Origin of the sequence: Guptibacillus hwajinpoensis, from assembly GCF_020524165.1 — a bacterium.
Classification (GTDB): Bacteria; Bacillota; Bacilli; order Bacillales; family Guptibacillaceae; genus Guptibacillus; species Guptibacillus hwajinpoensis_D.
Map to the genome: position 1 here is coordinate 24,922 of NZ_JAIVKU010000004.1, position 16,176 is coordinate 41,097.

The window sequence follows — 16,176 nt, forward strand, 5'->3', positions numbered from 1 at the left end:
ACGAAGAGTCCTGAAGTGTACGTTTACTTCCATAATAATTTGAGCCAACACTTTTACAACGGGAGCCTGATTCTTTCCGTTCAAAGTACATGCCTCGGTAGCTGAGGACGTACGGAGAATGGAATAGGGCACCCACCTGCCAATGCAGGTTCAACAATTATGGAAAGGACGGCACAGTTGGGGCTCTTCTATTTTTATGACAATTAATAAAGCATCCGCTCAAGTTTTGAGTGGATGCTTTTTTTCGTTCTGCGAAAATCCCTTTTTATAGCCTCCAGTGCCTGCCGTGTCTAAACGCCCACTTCCGCTTTACGTTAGATCCAGCTACAGCGCCCAGCCTCTCGATCGCTTCACCCCATAAAATGAACACAAAGAGCGTGTTCTTTTTAAGGGGTTCCAGCGCTTGTCGAGGCAAAACGGGCGCTACCGCTTTTCGTTTTTACCTCGCGACTTTTTCTAAATTCCCGTTTTTATCCATTTTAAAGGTTGGGACGTTTTGGTCTTCGTTGTCGTTTAGGACGACCATTCTTCTGGCACGGTCCATGATTTGAATGAGGGATTGGTAATCTTCTTTCATGACTTGTTGTTCGTTTTCGAGCGTTTTAATTCTTTGATGGAGCAGGGTGTTTTCTTCTTTTAGGTGTTGATTCTCCGATTCTAGTTTCTCAAGGTTCGTTCTTAGTTTGTTTGTTGAGGATGCGGACTGTTCAAGGTTAGATAAGAAAGTAATCACATCTCTCATTGTTAATTGCTTTTTGGTTACTGGTGGTTCAGTGGTGTGAACAGGTGTATCAAGTAAAGGCTGTGAAAGTGGTTGTTCTTGGTGAAAAACGGGCTTATGCGATTCTCTTTTTGTATATTCGGGTTGTCTGCGTTCTGCACGCTTCATTTCTTTTCGCTGTTTTTTCGCCAGTTTTAGAGCTTGTTCGTATCTCTCTCTTACGATGGCGTTCCACCTGAATCCAACGGCTGCTGAAGTGCGACTAAGTCGGTCACCTACTTCATCAAAGGCTTTTAGTTGTGTACTACCTTCTCTTACGTGTCGCAGCACTGTTTCGGCAAGCATTAAATCATCTTCATGAGACCAAGCATCTTGTCTTACTTTCATTTCATTCAGCTCCTTTATATGATAAACAATTTTGCGTTTTGAAAGTAATCATAGCTTTGCCAGTCTGAAAGAATTTATACAGAAGTCTTGTAAATTTGAGATAGATTGCAAGAATAAAGAAAAAACAGCAGAGCATAAGCCCTGCTGTTACGATTTTTTGCTATCAGTTTTGATACGTTCGGCGAAATAATCCAATCTTTTTAGTATCGTTCTTTCGTGTCCGCGCTCAGTAGGTTTGTAGAATGTTTTTCTAATCATATGATCTGGGAGGTATTGCTGAGGGACATAGCCTCCCGGGTAATTGTGTGGGTACTTATAATCAATCCCATGACCAAGTTCAGAAGCACCTTTATAGTGAGAATCACGTAAATGGAGAGGAACTGTCCCGTTTTTTTCTTTTTTCACTGCGGCAAGTGCCGCATCTATCCCTGAAATAACGGCATTGCTTTTTGGCGCAGTTGCAAGATATAACGCGGCTTCAGCTAGTGGTATTCTAGCTTCTGGCATACCGATAAATTCGACCGCATAAGTGGCGGCGTGTGCCACAAGAAGCGCGTTCGGATCAGCAAGTCCAATATCTTCAGCAGCGTGAACATAAAGTCGTCGCGCTATAAATCGAGGGTCTTCTCCTGCATAGATCATTTTAGCTAACCAGTATAGCGTAGCGTCTGGGTCAGATCCTCGTATACTTTTAATAAAGGCAGAAACGGTATCATAGTGATTATCGCTATCTTTATCATACTGAAGTACTCGCTGTTGAATGGATTCTTCCGCAATGGCGAGTGTAATCATGAGTTGCCCGTCTTGATTAGGTGTGGTTGTAAGAACAGCTAGCTCCAGCGCGTTTAGTGCGGTTCTAGCGTCTCCGTTGGAAACATCAATAAGATGGTTAATAGCATCCTCTTCTATTTCGACATTGTATTTTCCAAAACCACGATCTTTATCCTGAATGGCCTGAAAAAGAATATTCTTAATGGTAGTTTCATTAAGATGTTCAAAACGAAATAATCTTGATCGCGAAAGCAGTGCTGCGTTAATTTCAAACATGGGACTTTCTGTTGTAGCCCCGATTAAAACGATTGTTCCATCTTCAACAAAAGGGAGAAGCGCATCCTGCTGTGATTTATTAAATCGGTGGATCTCATCAATAAAGAGAACGGTTTTTTGATCATCAAGCTTTAAGCGATCCTTTGCTTCAGTGGTTAACCTTCTAATGTCAGCAACGCCAGACGTTACGGCGTTTAACTGTTCAAAATGTGCGGATGTTGTATTTGCAATAATGCGAGCGAGGGTTGTTTTACCCGTTCCAGGCGGACCAAAGAAAATCATAGGTGTTAGTTGATCAGCTTGTATGGCTCTTCTTAATAGTTTTCCATCGCCAATAATATGGTCCTGTCCAATAAATTCTTCAATGGATCTCGGTCGCATCCTGCTAGCGAGTGGTCCTGAAGAAGTATGGCTTTTATCTTTTGGATAATCAAATAAATCCATAAAACACCCCTCCTTTCCTAGTTAGTTGAAACATACTATACGGGTTTTGGAAATGCAAGAAAAAGCGGTTCATGCTATAATAGCGAAGGTTTACTAACAGAATGAAAGCTAGATGGTGGAGATTAGATTGAGATAAGAGGGATGAAATGAAACAAGCGAATAGAGGCATATCCTGGTTTTGGATGAGCTGGGGAATCTTTGTTTCAGGTCTTTTAGTCATGGCTTTTGGAATTGCTCTGATGATTCGTGCTGAAGCGGGTAGCGCTCCATGGGATGTGTTTCATATCGGACTTTATCAGCAGTTCGGACTAACGATTGGAACGTGGTCCATTATCATAGGTTTTGGGATTATTGGGGCGACGTCTTTATTAGAGCGGTCGTGGCCAAAACTTGGTGCTTTTCTTAATATGCTTCTAGTTGGCGTATTTATTGACATTTATTTATGGCTTCCTTTTCTGAAAACCCCCGATCATTTACTTGGAAAATTGGTTATGCTGATTAGTGGTATTCTTATTATGGGTTATGGAATTGGTCTTTATATTGCGGCAGAAAGAGGGGCAGGTCCAAGAGATAGTTTAATGCTTGTCTTAACCGAGCGCACGGGTTGGAAAGTACAACGCATTCGCCTTTCGATGGAAATGGTGGTTCTTTTTCTTGGGTGGCTATTACAAGGACCAGTTAATATTGGCACGCTTTTGTTTTGTATAACGATTGGTCCGATCGTTGGTTATTCTTTGCCACAGTGTAAAGCGTTTGTCGCTCGATTGATAGAAAGAGGTGGAAGAAATGAAGATATCGACAAAAGGAAGATACGGATTAACGATTATGATGGAGTTAGCAAAAAAGCACGGTGATGGACCTATTTCTTTGAAATCCATTGCTAGGAGCAAAGACTTATCAGAGCATTATCTCGAACAGCTTGTAGCCCCATTACGTAATGCCGGTCTCGTTAAAAGTGTGCGCGGTGCATATGGAGGCTATATTCTTGCTCAAGAAGCGAGCTCAATTACAGCAGGGGATATTATTCGCGTGCTAGAAGGACCGATTAGTCCCGTAGAAGTAATGGATGATGAAGAACCTGCTAAACGAGATTTGTGGTTAAAAATAAGAGATGCTGTGAAAGATGTTCTCGATTCTACAACCCTAGAAGATCTTGCAACCTATGAAGGTGAAGGAGAGCAAGACAGCTATATGTTTTATATTTAGTAGCCGGCTCGTTGCTGGTAGTAAGAGGTGACTAATAATGAGTGGAATTTATATGGATCATGCTGCGACATCACCGGTCCATCCCGATGTGATTGAAGCGATGGTTTCATCACTAAAAAGTGATTTTGGTAATCCTTCAAGTATACATCAGTTCGGCCGTAAGTCGCGTCATGCGCTTGATGAAGCAAGAAATAATCTTGCGAGCAGTATTCATGCTCAAGCTAATGAAATTATTTTCACAAGCGGAGGGACAGAAGCAGATAATCTAGCCATTGTAGGAGCTGCTAAAGGAAACCTTGCTAAAGGAAATCATATTATCACAACAGTGATTGAGCATCATGCTGCACTGAATGCGTGTAAAGGACTTGAGAAAGAAGGTTTTGACGTCACGTATTTACCTGTAGATGAGAAGGGTAGAATTTCGATAGCTGATCTTGAAAAGGCGATCTGTCCAGAAACGATCTTGATTACGGTTATGTATGGAAACAACGAAGTGGGGACCATACAACCTATTTCAGAGATCGCCAGGATAGCAAACGAATCTGGCATTATATTTCATACAGATGCCGTTCAGGCGTACGGGTTGATTAACATTAATGTGAAGGATCTAGGAGTTGATCTACTTTCTGTTTCCTCTCATAAAATTAATGGTCCTAAGGGTGTAGGTTTTCTATATGTAAAAGACGGTACAAGACTTGTTCCTTATTCATATGGTGGAGAGCAGGAGCGTAAGCGTCGTGCTGGTACGGAAAACGTGGCTGGCATCGTTGGAATGGAGAAGGCAGCTGAGCTAATGCATGAAGACCGAGAGGCAAAAGTGGCGCTTTATCAAAATATGAAGCAAGTTATGCTAAATACTTTTGAAGAAGAATCAATTTCTTATCAGGTAAACGGAGATGAGCAGCACATGCTTCCTCATGTTTTGAATATTAGCTTTCTAGATGCAAAGGTTGAACCTATGCTAATGAACCTTGATCTTGCGGGAATTGCTGTTTCAAGTGGATCGGCTTGCACTGCAGGGTCGCATGAACCGTCCCATGTGTTAACCGCTATGTATGGGGATACTGAACGAACTCAAACCGCTATTCGTTTTAGTTTTGGATATGGAAATACGATTGATGATGCGAAGAAAGCTGCTGGTGAAGTCGTTAAGATTGTCAATCGATTAAAGAAGTTATAAAATGATCAGGACACAATTTGTGTTAAAGAAGAGGAGGTGCAACCATGACAGCAAAAAAGAATGAAGATATACGAGTCGTGGTTGGAATGTCCGGAGGTGTTGATTCATCAGTCGCTGCGTTAATGTTAAAAGAGCAAGGTTATGATGTGATCGGCATTTTTATGAAAAACTGGGACGACACCGACGAAAACGGGGTATGCACCGCAACAGAAGATTACAATGATGTGATTCGTGTATGCAACCAGATCGGCATTCCGTACTACGCAGTCAACTTCGAGAAACAATATTGGGATAAGGTTTTTACTTATTTCCTTGATGAATATAAAGGTGGACGTACACCGAATCCTGACGTCATGTGCAACAAAGAGATTAAATTTAAAGCATTTCTAGAGCATGCCTTAACGCTTGGAGCAGATTATCTTGCAACAGGCCACTATGCACAGGTGGTTGAACGTGATGGAGAAGTGAAGATGCTTCGTGGTGTAGACGACAACAAGGATCAAACTTACTTCTTGAATCAACTTACACAAGAACAGCTCTCGAAAGTAATGTTCCCGCTTGGTGGCATTGAAAAGAAAAAGGTGCGGGAAATTGCGGAAGAAGCAGGTCTTGCTACAGCTAAGAAAAAAGATAGCACTGGAATTTGCTTTATCGGTGAGCGGAATTTCAAAGAATTTCTTGGGCAATATCTTCCTGCTCAACCGGGCAAGATGATGACGCTTGAAGGAGAAGAAAAAGGCCAGCATGACGGACTGATGTATTATACAATTGGTCAACGACATGGTTTAGGTATTGGTGGCGACGGTGAACCATGGTTTGTTGTTGGAAAGAATCTTGATGACAATGTTCTTTACGTTGATCAAGGGTTCCACAATGAGTTGCTTTACTCTGATTCCCTTATTGCCGTAAATTCAAGCTGGGTAACGAATTTGCCAATTGATGATGAGATAAAGTGCACGGCTAAATTCCGCTATCGCCAAAAAGATTCAGGCGTTACAGTTGAAAAACTTGATGATGATCGTTTGAAAGTGACGTTTGATGAGCCAGTTCGTGCAATCACTCCTGGACAAGCCGTTGTTTTCTACAATGGGGATGAGTGTCTCGGTGGTGCAACAATAGATCAAGTATTTAAGAATGAAAGTGAACTCACATACGTTTAATGACACGCCTCATTTCAAAAAGAAATGAGGCTGTTTTTTGAGGTGAAGAATCAGCTGCTAACTTATGCTAAACTAGAGAATAAGCGAAAGAAATAAGGAGTTTTTAAGATGAGCCAAAAAAATGAACAAGCGATTGAAGCGATGAATAATGGAGAATTAGAAAAAGCTGTAACGCTACTTTATGAAGCGATTGAAGAAAATCCGGACGATCCGGTTGCTTATACAAATATCGGAAACCTTTTGGCGCAAGCAGGAGAGGTGAAACAGGCCGTGGCATATTTTGAAAAAGCGATTGATCTAGATGAAACACAGGGAACTGCATACTACGGCGCAGGGAATGCCTTTTTTGAACTAGAACAATACAAAGACGCTGCAGACATGTATCAAAAAGCGATTCAGCAGGGGCTTGATCAAAGCGATGTTCACTTTATGATGGGTCAATGCTTTATGATGCAGGATGCTCTTCGTTTAGCGCTTCCGTTCTTCCAACGAGCTGTCGAACTAAATGAAGAAGACTCAGAAGCGCGTTTCCAATATGCTCTATGTCTAGCGCAACAAGGGTCGGTCGATTTAGCCCTTCCGCAGTTTGAAAGAGTTGTGCAAGAGGACCCAGAGCATGCCGATGCGTGGTTTAATCTTGGTGTTAGCTATGCCTACCAGGAACATTTAGCAAAAGCGTTAACTTGTTTTGATCGTGCCCTGGACATTCAACCAGATCATCTTCTAGCAGGTAACGGTAAAAAGCAAATGGAGCAAGCGATGAACAATAACAATTAAATTTCTAGTTATTGGAGAGAAGATCTTATGGATCAGCCACAAAAAGGTTATATCAAAGGAAGACCGATACAGATGATTTTTTTCAATGAAGAAAGTTTGTATGGGGTGGCAAGACTTCGAATATCAGAAACGAATGAAGCCTACGATGAGAAAGAAGTTGTTGTGAATGGCATGATTCCGCGACTTCTTGAAGATGAGACGTATGTCTTTTACGGACGCTTTACGGATCATCCTCGATATGGAAGACAGTATGCTGTGGAATCATTTGAACGACAGATGCCTGAATCAAAGCCAGGGCTTGTCCAATACTTATCAAGTGATTTGTTCCATGGAATTGGTGAAAAGACCGCTGAATCGATTGTTGATGTACTTGGAGAACGCGCGATTGCTAAGATCATGCGTGATCCCTCGGTACTAAGCCAAGTTCCAAAGTTATCTGAAGAAAAAGCGAAGGGTTTATACGACTCTCTTATGGAACATCAGGGCCTTGATCAAATCATGATTCGTTTAACCGAATTAGGATTTGGTCCGAGGCTATCGATGAAAATATTTAAAGCGTATAAGCAGGAAACGTTAGAAATCGTTGAGAAAAATCCTTACCAGCTTATTCAAGATGTAGAAGGAATCGGTTTCCGACGTGCAGACGATTTAGGAAGATCGATTGGTATTGAAGGAAAGCATCCCGATCGCATTCGGGCAGCATGTCTTCATACGTTAAATGAACAAACATTACAGGAAGGACATGTGTATCTTGAGTATGATGCTCTGATACAATCGGTGAATGAGCTGCTAGGTGACGTACCTGATGAAGCGGATATCTCAAGAGAACTTATTTTTCTTTACGAAAGCGATAAACTAATTCTCGATCGCGAAAGAATTTATTTGCATTCTCTTTATTATGCAGAAAAAGGACTCGTAACGGGATTAAATCAGGTGATGTCACAAACAGAGTACGCGGACTCTTTTCCTGAATCTGAATTTTATCGCGCACTTGGAGATCTCGAAGAACGACTTGGCATTCAGTATGCGCCGTCCCAGCGTGAAGCCGTACAAAAAGCGATATCGTCTCCGTTTATGATCTTAACCGGAGGGCCGGGTACAGGAAAAACAACGGTTATAAAAGGGATTGTTGAGCTTTATGCCGAATTAAACGGACTTTCTCTTGAGCCAAAAGATTACACAAAGGAAAATCCCTTTCCTGTTCTACTTGTCGCTCCAACTGGAAGAGCAGCAAAGCGTATGAGTGAAGCCACAGGGTTGCCAGCTTTTACAATACATAGATTACTTGGCTGGAAGGGAGAAGCTGGATTTGAGCACGATGAAAATAATCCGATAGAAGGCAGGCTATTGATTGTTGATGAGGTTTCGATGGTAGACGTGTGGCTTGCCAATCAATTATTTAAATCGTTACCTTCTCAAATTCAGGTAATCGTCGTCGGAGATGAAGATCAGCTCCCTTCAGTAGGACCCGGTCAAGTTTTAAAAGATATGATTGATTCTCATGCCCTTCCAGTTAGCAAACTCACAGATATATACCGACAGGCTGAAGGTTCTTCGATTATAGATCTTGCCCACTCGATCAAAGAAGGAAAGCTTCCAGCAGAGTTTCGTAAACCTACGCCTGATCGCAGGTTTTTTCCATGCACACAAACGCAAATTATTGATGTTGTTTCTCAAGTGTGCGGAAACGCCTTAAAAAAAGGGTATTCCCCTCGAGATATTCAAGTGCTTGCTCCTATGTATCGAGGTTCCGCTGGTGTAGATCGATTGAACCAGGAGCTTCAGAAGCTATTTAATCCTCCAACAGAACAGAGAAGAGAGCTTATACATGGAGATCTCGTTTATCGAGTTGGAGATAAAATTCTTCAATTGGTTAACAATCCAGAAGATCACGTCTATAACGGAGATATGGGTGAAGTCGTTTCTGTCTTCTTTGCAAAAGAAAATGTAGAGAAACAGGATCAGCTTGTTGTCTCTTTTGATGGACAGGAAGTGGTATACGATAGGCCGGACTTTAATCAACTAACACATGCTTATTGCTGTTCCATTCATAAATCGCAGGGTAGTGAATTCCCGATTGTGGTCCTTCCTATTGTAAAAGGATATTATCGAATGCTACGGAAAAACCTTCTTTATACTGCCGTTACGAGAAGCAAGGATTATTTGATTTTATGTGGCGAAGAAGAGGCGATTAAGCTTGCCATAAACACAGAAGACGATCAGGTTCGAAATACGCAGTTAACGGAGAAATTGCAAGAAATGATCGGTGAACAAACTATAATTGAAGAGTCGATTTAAAAAGGTCAGAGAGCTTCTCTGGCTTTTTTTGTTGGAGTGGTTTCTGTATAGAATGATTGCTGTATGGGCAGGATGGAGTATATCTTCTTAAATAGCTGGATTAGGAGGCATATGGAGATGCATTGTCCAAATTGTAAAAGTAAAAATATAGGAAAAATCGGTGCCAATCAATTCTACTGTTGGAACTGCTTTGTGGAAATGTCTGTGATCAAAGGCGTCCTATCACTTCATCAAGTAGAAGAAGATGGTTCACTTACATCCCTTGATGATTTATTTGAAGATTATGATATGCGAGTGGAACTGTAGATGGTACATGGCTAGCAGGAGGGATAGATTGTGAAGCGTGAATGGAACCTTAATTGGCTCATTTATTTAACAACCCTTCTGCTTGTTTTTCTTTGTGTTTATTTGCTATTAAAGTTAGCGCCAATTTGGGAGCCAGTCCTAAATGTGCTAACTGTATTAATTGTTCCTTTTCTAATTGCTTCTCTTATTACGTATTTACTGCATCCGATTGTTGAAAAAATTCACAAAGAAGGACTGCCGCGAGGAGTAGCTGTACTTTTAATTTACGTTCTCTTTTTTGGTGGAACAGGATATGCAATTGTGAAAGGAATTCCACATATTGTGAAGCAAGCACAAGAGTTGATGGAGAACGTACCAATGTTTATCGATATGTATCGGGATGCGGTACATCATACTTATGACTTTACAGCTAATTTACCGCCCGCGCTCCAAGAAAAAGTGGATCAAACGTTTCAGGATGTGGAGGAAGCCGTTAACCGTACGTTAACGCTTGCGATTGAATTAGCAAAAAAGCTTTTAAGTTCTTTTTTTATTATCATGATCATCCCCTTTATTGTGTTCTATTTGCTAAAAGATTTTGAAACGTTAAAGAAAACCGCTTGGAAAGTCACACCTCCGAAGTGGAGAAAGCCGGGTAGAAACTTATTAATTCGAATTGATGAATCACTTGGAAATTACATTCGAGGTCAATTTTTTGTCATTAGTGTTCTCGGTGTTCTCGCAGCGCTCGGTTTTTGGCTAATCAAGCTTCCCTATGCAATCCTGCTCGGGTTTATTGTTGGTGTAACAGATATCATTCCATATTTTGGCCCTTTTTTAGGTGCGGCGCCAGCACTATTAATCGCGTCGACTGTTTCAGTAAAAATGACAATCATTACGATTGTTGTTATTATTGTTTTGCAGTTTATCGAAAGTAATATCCTTTCCCCTTATATTGTAGGGAAAAGTTTGCATATTCACCCGGTCATTATCATCTTTGGGCTACTCGCAGGAGGAGAAATTGCCGGAGTGGTTGGATTGATACTCGCAGTTCCGGCTCTTGCTGTATTAAAGGCGCTCATTCTCGATCGAAATGAAGATGAACGAAGCAATTGACAAACGATTCATGCTCTGACTATAATTATTCCAGAGATTAAGAAACAAACACATTGACGGATCCAGTATGTTGCCCCCTATTCTTGAGTACAAGACGTATTCGTTAGAGAGAAGCTCCGTGGCTGAAAGAGCTTTAAGAATAAGATCAACAGAACGCTAATCCTGAGTGCGGATTAATCCCCGCCGTCTCGACCTCGTTACGGTCGCTTGAGGTGATAGGCGAACTTGCCTATAACCAGGGTGGTACCGCGTGAGTATGGAATCAAAACTCTCGTCCCTGATTTATTCAGGGATGGGAGTTTTTTTGTATTTAAAAAAACGCCACCTAAATATAGCGCTAGATTTTAATCAGAATTGAAGGAGGATGTTTCGAATGAAAAATTTATCGTCAGCTGAAGTAAGACAGATGTTTATCGATTTCTTTAAAGAAAAAAGTCACTCGGTGGAACCAAGTGCATCACTTGTACCTCATGAAGATCCAACTTTGTTGTGGATCAATAGCGGAGTTGCTACATTAAAGAAATATTTTGACGGGCGCGTTACCCCTGATAATCCACGAATTGTGAATGCACAGAAGTCAATTCGTACGAATGACATTGAAAATGTAGGGAAGACAGCACGTCACCATACTTTTTTTGAAATGCTTGGAAACTTTTCAATTGGAGATTATTTTAAAGAAGAAGCGATTGAATGGGGATGGGAATTTTTAACGAGTAAAGATTGGATTGGTTTTGAAGCTGATAAATTATCGGTAACGATTCATCCAGAAGATGAGGAAGCTTATACGATATGGAGTGAAAAGATTGGACTCCCAGAAGAACGTATCATTCGTCTAGAGGGAAACTTCTGGGATATTGGTGAAGGACCAAGTGGACCAAATACGGAGATTTTCTATGACCGTGGTGAAGAATATGGTTTAGAAGATCCAGAAGAAGAGCTCTATCCTGGTGGCGAAAATGAGCGGTATCTTGAAATTTGGAACCTTGTGTTTTCTCAATTTAACCATAATCCGGATGGCACTTATACCCCTTTACCTAAGAAGAACATTGATACGGGGATGGGTCTCGAACGAATGGTATCCGTTATTCAAGATGCAAAGACAAACTATGACACAGATCTATTTATGCCGACCATTCGTGAAACGGAGCGAATGGCGGAAGTGAAGTATGGAGCTTCTCGCGAAGGTGATACTGCTTTTAAAGTAGTTGCTGACCATATTCGAACGGTTACGTTCGCAATTGGTGACGGTGCCCTTCCATCCAATGAGGGTCGTGGCTATGTATTAAGAAGATTACTTAGACGAGCTGTTCGTTTTGCGAAGCAAATTGGCATTAACCGTCCATTTATGTATGAACTTGTTCCTGTAGTGGGAGACATTATGGTGGAATTCTATCCAGAAGTGAATGAGAAGAAAGAATTTATTCAGAAAGTGATTAAGAATGAAGAAGATCGCTTCTACGAAACCTTAAATGAGGGACTTGCTATTCTTTCAGAAATTATGAAGAAAGAAAAAGCAGCGGGAAATCACGTTATTTCAGGTAGCGATGTTTTCCGTCTATATGACACATACGGTTTCCCTGTTGAACTGACCGAGGAGTATGCAGAAGAAGAAGGTATGGAAATTGATCGTACAGGTTTCGAGCATGAAATGGGAATGCAGCGTAAACGTGCTAGAGACGCTCGTCAGGATGTAGGTTCTATGCAGGTTCAAGGTGGCGCGCTTGGTGATATTTCAGTCGAAAGCGATTTTGTCGGATATGAAGAGCGATCTGTCGATACAGAAGTTGTCGCTATCATAAAAGATAAAGAGCTGACTGAAGTAGCGTCAGAAGGCGACGAAATCCAAGTTATTCTACAAAGCACACCTTTCTATGCTGAAAGCGGCGGGCAAGTTGCAGATCCTGGTGTTATTCGCGGTGAAGATGTGCAACTTCGCGTAACGGATGTCCAAAAAGCGCCAAACGGGCAGCACGTCCATACGGCAGTTGTTGAATCTGGAACGATAAAAACAGGAGCAAAAATTACAGCTGAAATTAATCGTTCGAACCGTTCGGCAATTGTAAAGAATCATACGGCAACCCACTTGCTTCATCAGGCTTTAAAGGATGTTCTTGGTGAGCACGTAAACCAGGCTGGTTCACTCGTAGGTTCAGAGCGCCTTCGCTTTGATTTCTCACATTTTGGGCAAATTACATCAGAAGAGCTTGAAGAGATCGAAAAGCAGGTAAACGATCAGATATGGGCAAACATTCCAGTAAATACGATGGTCAAGCCAATTGATGAGGCAAAAGCAATGGGCGCTATGGCGTTGTTCGGCGAGAAGTATGGAGATACTGTACGTGTTGTGCGTGTTGGGGATTATAGTCTTGAATTATGTGGCGGTACGCACGTTCAAAATACAGCAGAGATTGGATTGTTTAAAATTGTTTCTGAATCAGGCATTGGTGCAGGAACGCGCCGTATTGAAGCTGTAACAAGTGAAGGAGCTTACCAGGTTCTGAATCAACAAGTATCGATTTTGAAAAACACGGCTGACTTGTTAAAATCAAATGTGAAGGACGTTCCATCAAGAACAGAAGCACTGCTGGGACAAATTCGTGATTTGCAGCGTCAAAATGATTCTTTAACATCAAAACTTGCGAATGTGGAAGCTAAACAAATGGCAGGAGATGTACAAGAAATCGATGGTGTGAAAGTTGTGGCAAAACGAATCGATACAGATATGAATAACCTTCGTAGCATTGTTGATGATTTAAAAGCGCAAATTGGAAGCGTCATTGTCGTATTAGGAAGTGGAGCTGATGGGAAAGTTCAGCTTGCTGCTGGTATTACTGATGATCTCGTGAAAGAAGGTTATCATGCTGGAAAGTTGATTAAAGAGCTTGCTACACGCTGTGGTGGCGGCGGTGGTGGTCGTCCTGATATGGCTCAAGCAGGCGGCAAAAACCCTGAGAAGCTGAATGAGGCACTTGCATACGCAACAGATTGGGTGAAATCCATTTCCTAATTTGGTTTTAGTAGTGTACAATAAGAATTAGTTGACTAGTTACGATTCTAGATGGGGATCGGAGAAAGAGGTGTAAGGAATGAGTTCGATGGACAAAACAATGAAATTTAATTTTCCAGACGACGCATACAATCACGATGTCCAGGAAGTGTTGCTCACAGTCTATAGCGCTCTTCAAGAAAAGGGCTACAATCCGATTAACCAGATTGTGGGTTACCTCCTTTCTGGGGATCCGGCTTACATTCCGAGACACAATGATGCGAGAAGCTTAATTCGGAAACTTGAACGTGATGAATTAATTGAAGAGCTTGTGAAATCGTATCTTACTCATCATCAGAGATAAGGAGACAGCATGAAAACACTTGGATTGGATGTCGGTACGAAAACAATCGGTGTCGCGCTAAGCGATGCGATGGGTTGGACGGCACAGGGATTAGAAACAGTGAAACGTGACCCAGAGAGGCAGGATGTGATTCCTGATCGTTTAATGGAAATCATTAATGGGAATGATGTCAGCAAGATTGTTGTTGGACTTCCTAAAAACATGAATGGTTCAATTGGTCCGAGTGGTGAAGCTTGTCAGGCATTTGCAGAGCTTATTCGAACGAGTACCAGTTTGCCAGTAGAAATGTGGGATGAGAGATTAACAACTGTCGCTGCTGAACGCATGCTAATCAGTGCTGATGTGAGTCGTAAGAAAAGGAAGAAAGTGATCGACAAGATGGCTGCTGTTATGATTCTGCAAGGATACTTAGACAGCAAGCAAAATTAATGAGGTGAAAACATGGAGGAAAAAGAACGCATTATCATTCCAGATGAAAATGGAGACGAACATTTATTTGAAGTTCTCTTTACTTTTGATGTAGCTGAGAACGGACAATCTTATATGACAGTTGTTCCAGCTGATCAGGCAGATAGCGAAGAAGAAGTGGAAGTTTACGCTTTCCGTTATGAAGAAGAAGATAACGAAGAACGCGACTATAAGCTTTTCCCGATTGAATCAGATAAGGAATGGGAAATGGTTGAAGAAATGCTCAACACTTTCTCTGAAGAAGAAGAGAACGAATAACGTTCAAAAAGCTACCGGTGACGGTAGCTTTTTTCTTTGGTTAACGTTGGTGCGTGGCTAAACATAAAGTTTGAAGAATTTAAGTACATTAGCCAACTTAAGGTAACGATTTGTGACTGATTTCTGGAAATGACTACAAACCTTTATCGTTAACTTGTATAATACATGTTGGAGTAAAAATGACGAACGTTAGCAATACCGCTGACAATATGTCGACTTGTAGTATAATAGGTGAAGAGCGAAAGGGGGCCGCGGCGTTGTCTGATTTTAAAGATCTTTATAAAGAGAAGCTTATGAAGCGCCAAACTGAAAATCAAACAGTAAGAAAAATCGTATTTATTATTTTATTGCTTTTAACGATAACGGTGGCTGCCGTTATAACAGGCGGTTATTTCTACATAAAAAATATTCTTGAGCCAGTGGATGCTAATAGCAAAGCGAAAACAGCTGTGACGATTCCGATTGGATCTTCAACTTCTTCGATCGGTCAAACTCTTGAAGAAGAGGGGATTATTAAAGACGGGACTGCTTTTCGTTATTATGTGAAATATAAAAATGAGAGCGGCTTTCAAGCCGGTGATTATGAGCTTTCTCCCTCAATGACGATGGATGAAATCATTGCAATTATGAAAAGCGGAAAAGTAATGAAGGATGCCGTTGCTACGATTTCTGTCCCAGAAGGAATTTGGGTGGAAGATATTGCTGGTCGAATTGCTAAGGAATTAGATTTGAAGAAAGAAGATGTCCTAAAACAGTTAGATGATGAAAAGTATCTTGAGACTCTAATTAATGAATATTGGTTTTTAACAGATGATATTCTAAATGATGAGATTCGTCATCCACTTGAAGGTTACCTTTTCCCTGCTACTTATGATTTTGAAGAAGAGCCTTCAGTCGAAGCGGTAGTAAAAGAAATGTTAGAAAAAACGGAGAGTGTACTAAATAAGTATCGTTCTGAGATAGACGAGCGGGACGACTCCATTCATGAACTGATGACGCTCGCATCGATTATTGAAGAAGAAGCTTCCGCAAAGGCGGATCGAACAAAGATTTCAAAAGTGTTTTACAATCGCCTGGAGAAGGACATGATTTTACAAACGGACCCTACAGTTGTTTATGCAAGAGGAGAACAATCCGGTGAAATCACTCAGGACGATCTTGATTTAAAATCGCCATATAATACGTATAAGCAAAAAGGTTTGCCAGTCGGACCAATCGCGAATCCTGGTGAATCTTCAATCGTAGCTGCGATAGAGCCAGCTGATACCGACGCCCTTTATTTCTACGCTCGTCCAAGTGGAGAAACGTTGTTCTCAGAGACCAATGATGAGCACAACAAAAAAGTAGCGAAGTATAAAAAAGAGTGGGACGAGTATTATAAAAAGAAAGAAGAAGAAGCAAAAAAAGAATAAGAAATTTATGGGGAATGGCGAGTAAGACTACCATTCCCCTTTCGATTATGATAAAATTATTCGGGTT

The 16,176-nt window shown here is 41.2% G+C and carries 15 protein-coding genes and 1 other RNA gene; 14 read left to right on the forward strand and 2 right to left on the reverse strand.

The window, feature by feature from the left end; all coding sequences use genetic code 11:
- The first annotated feature begins 4 nt into the window (after positions 1-4).
- A non-coding RNA gene (gene ssrS, locus LC090_RS07080) (6S RNA) lies at positions 5-188 on the forward strand.
- Positions 189-439: 251 nt separating this feature from the next.
- Here ssrS and LC090_RS07085 read toward each other — a convergent pair.
- Positions 440-1,108 carry an RsfA family transcriptional regulator gene (locus LC090_RS07085; RefSeq protein ID WP_226656692.1) on the reverse strand — a complete coding sequence of 223 codons (669 nt, stop codon included), beginning with the start codon at positions 1,106-1,108 and terminating at the stop codon, positions 440-442.
- Between the two features lie 147 nt (positions 1,109-1,255).
- Complete coding sequence (locus LC090_RS07090; protein ID WP_226656694.1) at positions 1,256-2,599, reverse strand: AAA family ATPase; 1,344 nt, start codon at positions 2,597-2,599, stop codon at positions 1,256-1,258.
- 146 nt (positions 2,600-2,745) lie between these two features.
- On the opposite strand from LC090_RS07090, the gene LC090_RS07095 reads away from it, so the two are divergent.
- The 13 genes from LC090_RS07095 (at position 2,746) to mltG (ending at position 16,109) form a co-directional block, all read left to right on the forward strand.
- On the forward strand, positions 2,746-3,453 hold the full coding sequence (locus tag LC090_RS07095) for a YczE/YyaS/YitT family protein (protein ID WP_226656696.1): 708 nt from the start codon (positions 2,746-2,748) through the stop codon (positions 3,451-3,453).
- The gene (gene cymR, locus LC090_RS07100) at positions 3,386-3,805 is read left to right on the forward strand and encodes a cysteine metabolism transcriptional regulator CymR (protein ID WP_160918687.1); all 420 of its coding nucleotides are present in this window, start codon (positions 3,386-3,388) and stop codon (positions 3,803-3,805) included. The genes LC090_RS07095 and cymR overlap by 68 nt, the downstream gene beginning before the upstream one ends.
- 37 nt (positions 3,806-3,842) lie before the next feature.
- Entirely contained in the window at positions 3,843-4,985 is a 1,143-nt protein-coding gene (locus tag LC090_RS07105) for a cysteine desulfurase family protein (protein ID WP_226656698.1), read from the forward strand.
- Between the two features lie 44 nt (positions 4,986-5,029).
- A complete protein-coding gene (gene mnmA / locus LC090_RS07110) occupies positions 5,030-6,145 on the forward strand; it encodes a tRNA 2-thiouridine(34) synthase MnmA (protein WP_226656700.1) in 1,116 nt (371 codons plus the stop codon).
- A gap of 108 nt (positions 6,146-6,253) precedes the next feature.
- Positions 6,254-6,922: a tetratricopeptide repeat protein gene (locus tag LC090_RS07115; protein WP_226656702.1), complete on the forward strand. Its 669-nt coding sequence runs from the start codon at positions 6,254-6,256 to the stop codon at positions 6,920-6,922.
- Between the two features lie 27 nt (positions 6,923-6,949).
- Positions 6,950-9,220: an SF1B family DNA helicase RecD2 gene (recD2, locus tag LC090_RS07120; protein ID WP_226656704.1), complete on the forward strand. Its 2,271-nt coding sequence runs from the start codon at positions 6,950-6,952 to the stop codon at positions 9,218-9,220.
- Positions 9,221-9,337: 117 nt separating this feature from the next.
- Positions 9,338-9,526 carry a hypothetical protein gene (locus LC090_RS07125; protein ID WP_224593810.1) on the forward strand — a complete coding sequence of 63 codons (189 nt, stop codon included), beginning with the start codon at positions 9,338-9,340 and terminating at the stop codon, positions 9,524-9,526.
- Between the two features lie 30 nt (positions 9,527-9,556).
- The gene (locus tag LC090_RS07130) at positions 9,557-10,621 is read left to right on the forward strand and encodes an AI-2E family transporter (protein WP_226656706.1); all 1,065 of its coding nucleotides are present in this window, start codon (positions 9,557-9,559) and stop codon (positions 10,619-10,621) included.
- A 373-nt stretch (positions 10,622-10,994) separates the two neighbouring features.
- Positions 10,995-13,628, forward strand: coding sequence for an alanine--tRNA ligase (gene alaS / locus LC090_RS07135; RefSeq protein ID WP_226656708.1), 2,634 nt, complete (start codon positions 10,995-10,997; stop codon positions 13,626-13,628).
- Between the two features lie 79 nt (positions 13,629-13,707).
- Positions 13,708-13,971, forward strand: coding sequence for an IreB family regulatory phosphoprotein (locus LC090_RS07140; protein WP_224593487.1), 264 nt, complete (start codon positions 13,708-13,710; stop codon positions 13,969-13,971).
- 9 nt (positions 13,972-13,980) lie between these two features.
- Positions 13,981-14,400, forward strand: coding sequence for a Holliday junction resolvase RuvX (gene ruvX, locus LC090_RS07145; protein ID WP_226656711.1), 420 nt, complete (start codon positions 13,981-13,983; stop codon positions 14,398-14,400).
- 12 nt (positions 14,401-14,412) lie between these two features.
- Positions 14,413-14,697, forward strand: coding sequence for a DUF1292 domain-containing protein (locus tag LC090_RS07150; RefSeq protein WP_224593493.1), 285 nt, complete (start codon positions 14,413-14,415; stop codon positions 14,695-14,697).
- Between the two features lie 257 nt (positions 14,698-14,954).
- Positions 14,955-16,109: an endolytic transglycosylase MltG gene (gene mltG, locus LC090_RS07155; protein WP_226656713.1), complete on the forward strand. Its 1,155-nt coding sequence runs from the start codon at positions 14,955-14,957 to the stop codon at positions 16,107-16,109.
- Positions 16,110-16,176: the final 67 nt, after the last annotated feature.

Coding starts and splice junctions, on each gene's coding strand:
- LC090_RS07085 (WP_226656692.1), bottom strand. CDS start 1,108: ATGAAAGTAAGACAAGATGCTTGGTCTCATGAAGATGATTTAATGCTT.
- LC090_RS07090 (WP_226656694.1), bottom strand. CDS start 2,599: ATGGATTTATTTGATTATCCAAAAGATAAAAGCCATACTTCTTCAGGA.
- LC090_RS07095 (WP_226656696.1), top strand. CDS start 2,746: ATGAAACAAGCGAATAGAGGCATATCCTGGTTTTGGATGAGCTGGGGA.
- cymR (WP_160918687.1), top strand. CDS start 3,386: ATGAAGATATCGACAAAAGGAAGATACGGATTAACGATTATGATGGAG.
- LC090_RS07105 (WP_226656698.1), top strand. CDS start 3,843: ATGAGTGGAATTTATATGGATCATGCTGCGACATCACCGGTCCATCCC.
- mnmA (WP_226656700.1), top strand. CDS start 5,030: ATGACAGCAAAAAAGAATGAAGATATACGAGTCGTGGTTGGAATGTCC.
- LC090_RS07115 (WP_226656702.1), top strand. CDS start 6,254: ATGAGCCAAAAAAATGAACAAGCGATTGAAGCGATGAATAATGGAGAA.
- recD2 (WP_226656704.1), top strand. CDS start 6,950: ATGGATCAGCCACAAAAAGGTTATATCAAAGGAAGACCGATACAGATG.
- LC090_RS07125 (WP_224593810.1), top strand. CDS start 9,338: ATGCATTGTCCAAATTGTAAAAGTAAAAATATAGGAAAAATCGGTGCC.
- alaS (WP_226656708.1), top strand. CDS start 10,995: ATGAAAAATTTATCGTCAGCTGAAGTAAGACAGATGTTTATCGATTTC.
- LC090_RS07140 (WP_224593487.1), top strand. CDS start 13,708: ATGAGTTCGATGGACAAAACAATGAAATTTAATTTTCCAGACGACGCA.
- ruvX (WP_226656711.1), top strand. CDS start 13,981: ATGAAAACACTTGGATTGGATGTCGGTACGAAAACAATCGGTGTCGCG.
- LC090_RS07150 (WP_224593493.1), top strand. CDS start 14,413: ATGGAGGAAAAAGAACGCATTATCATTCCAGATGAAAATGGAGACGAA.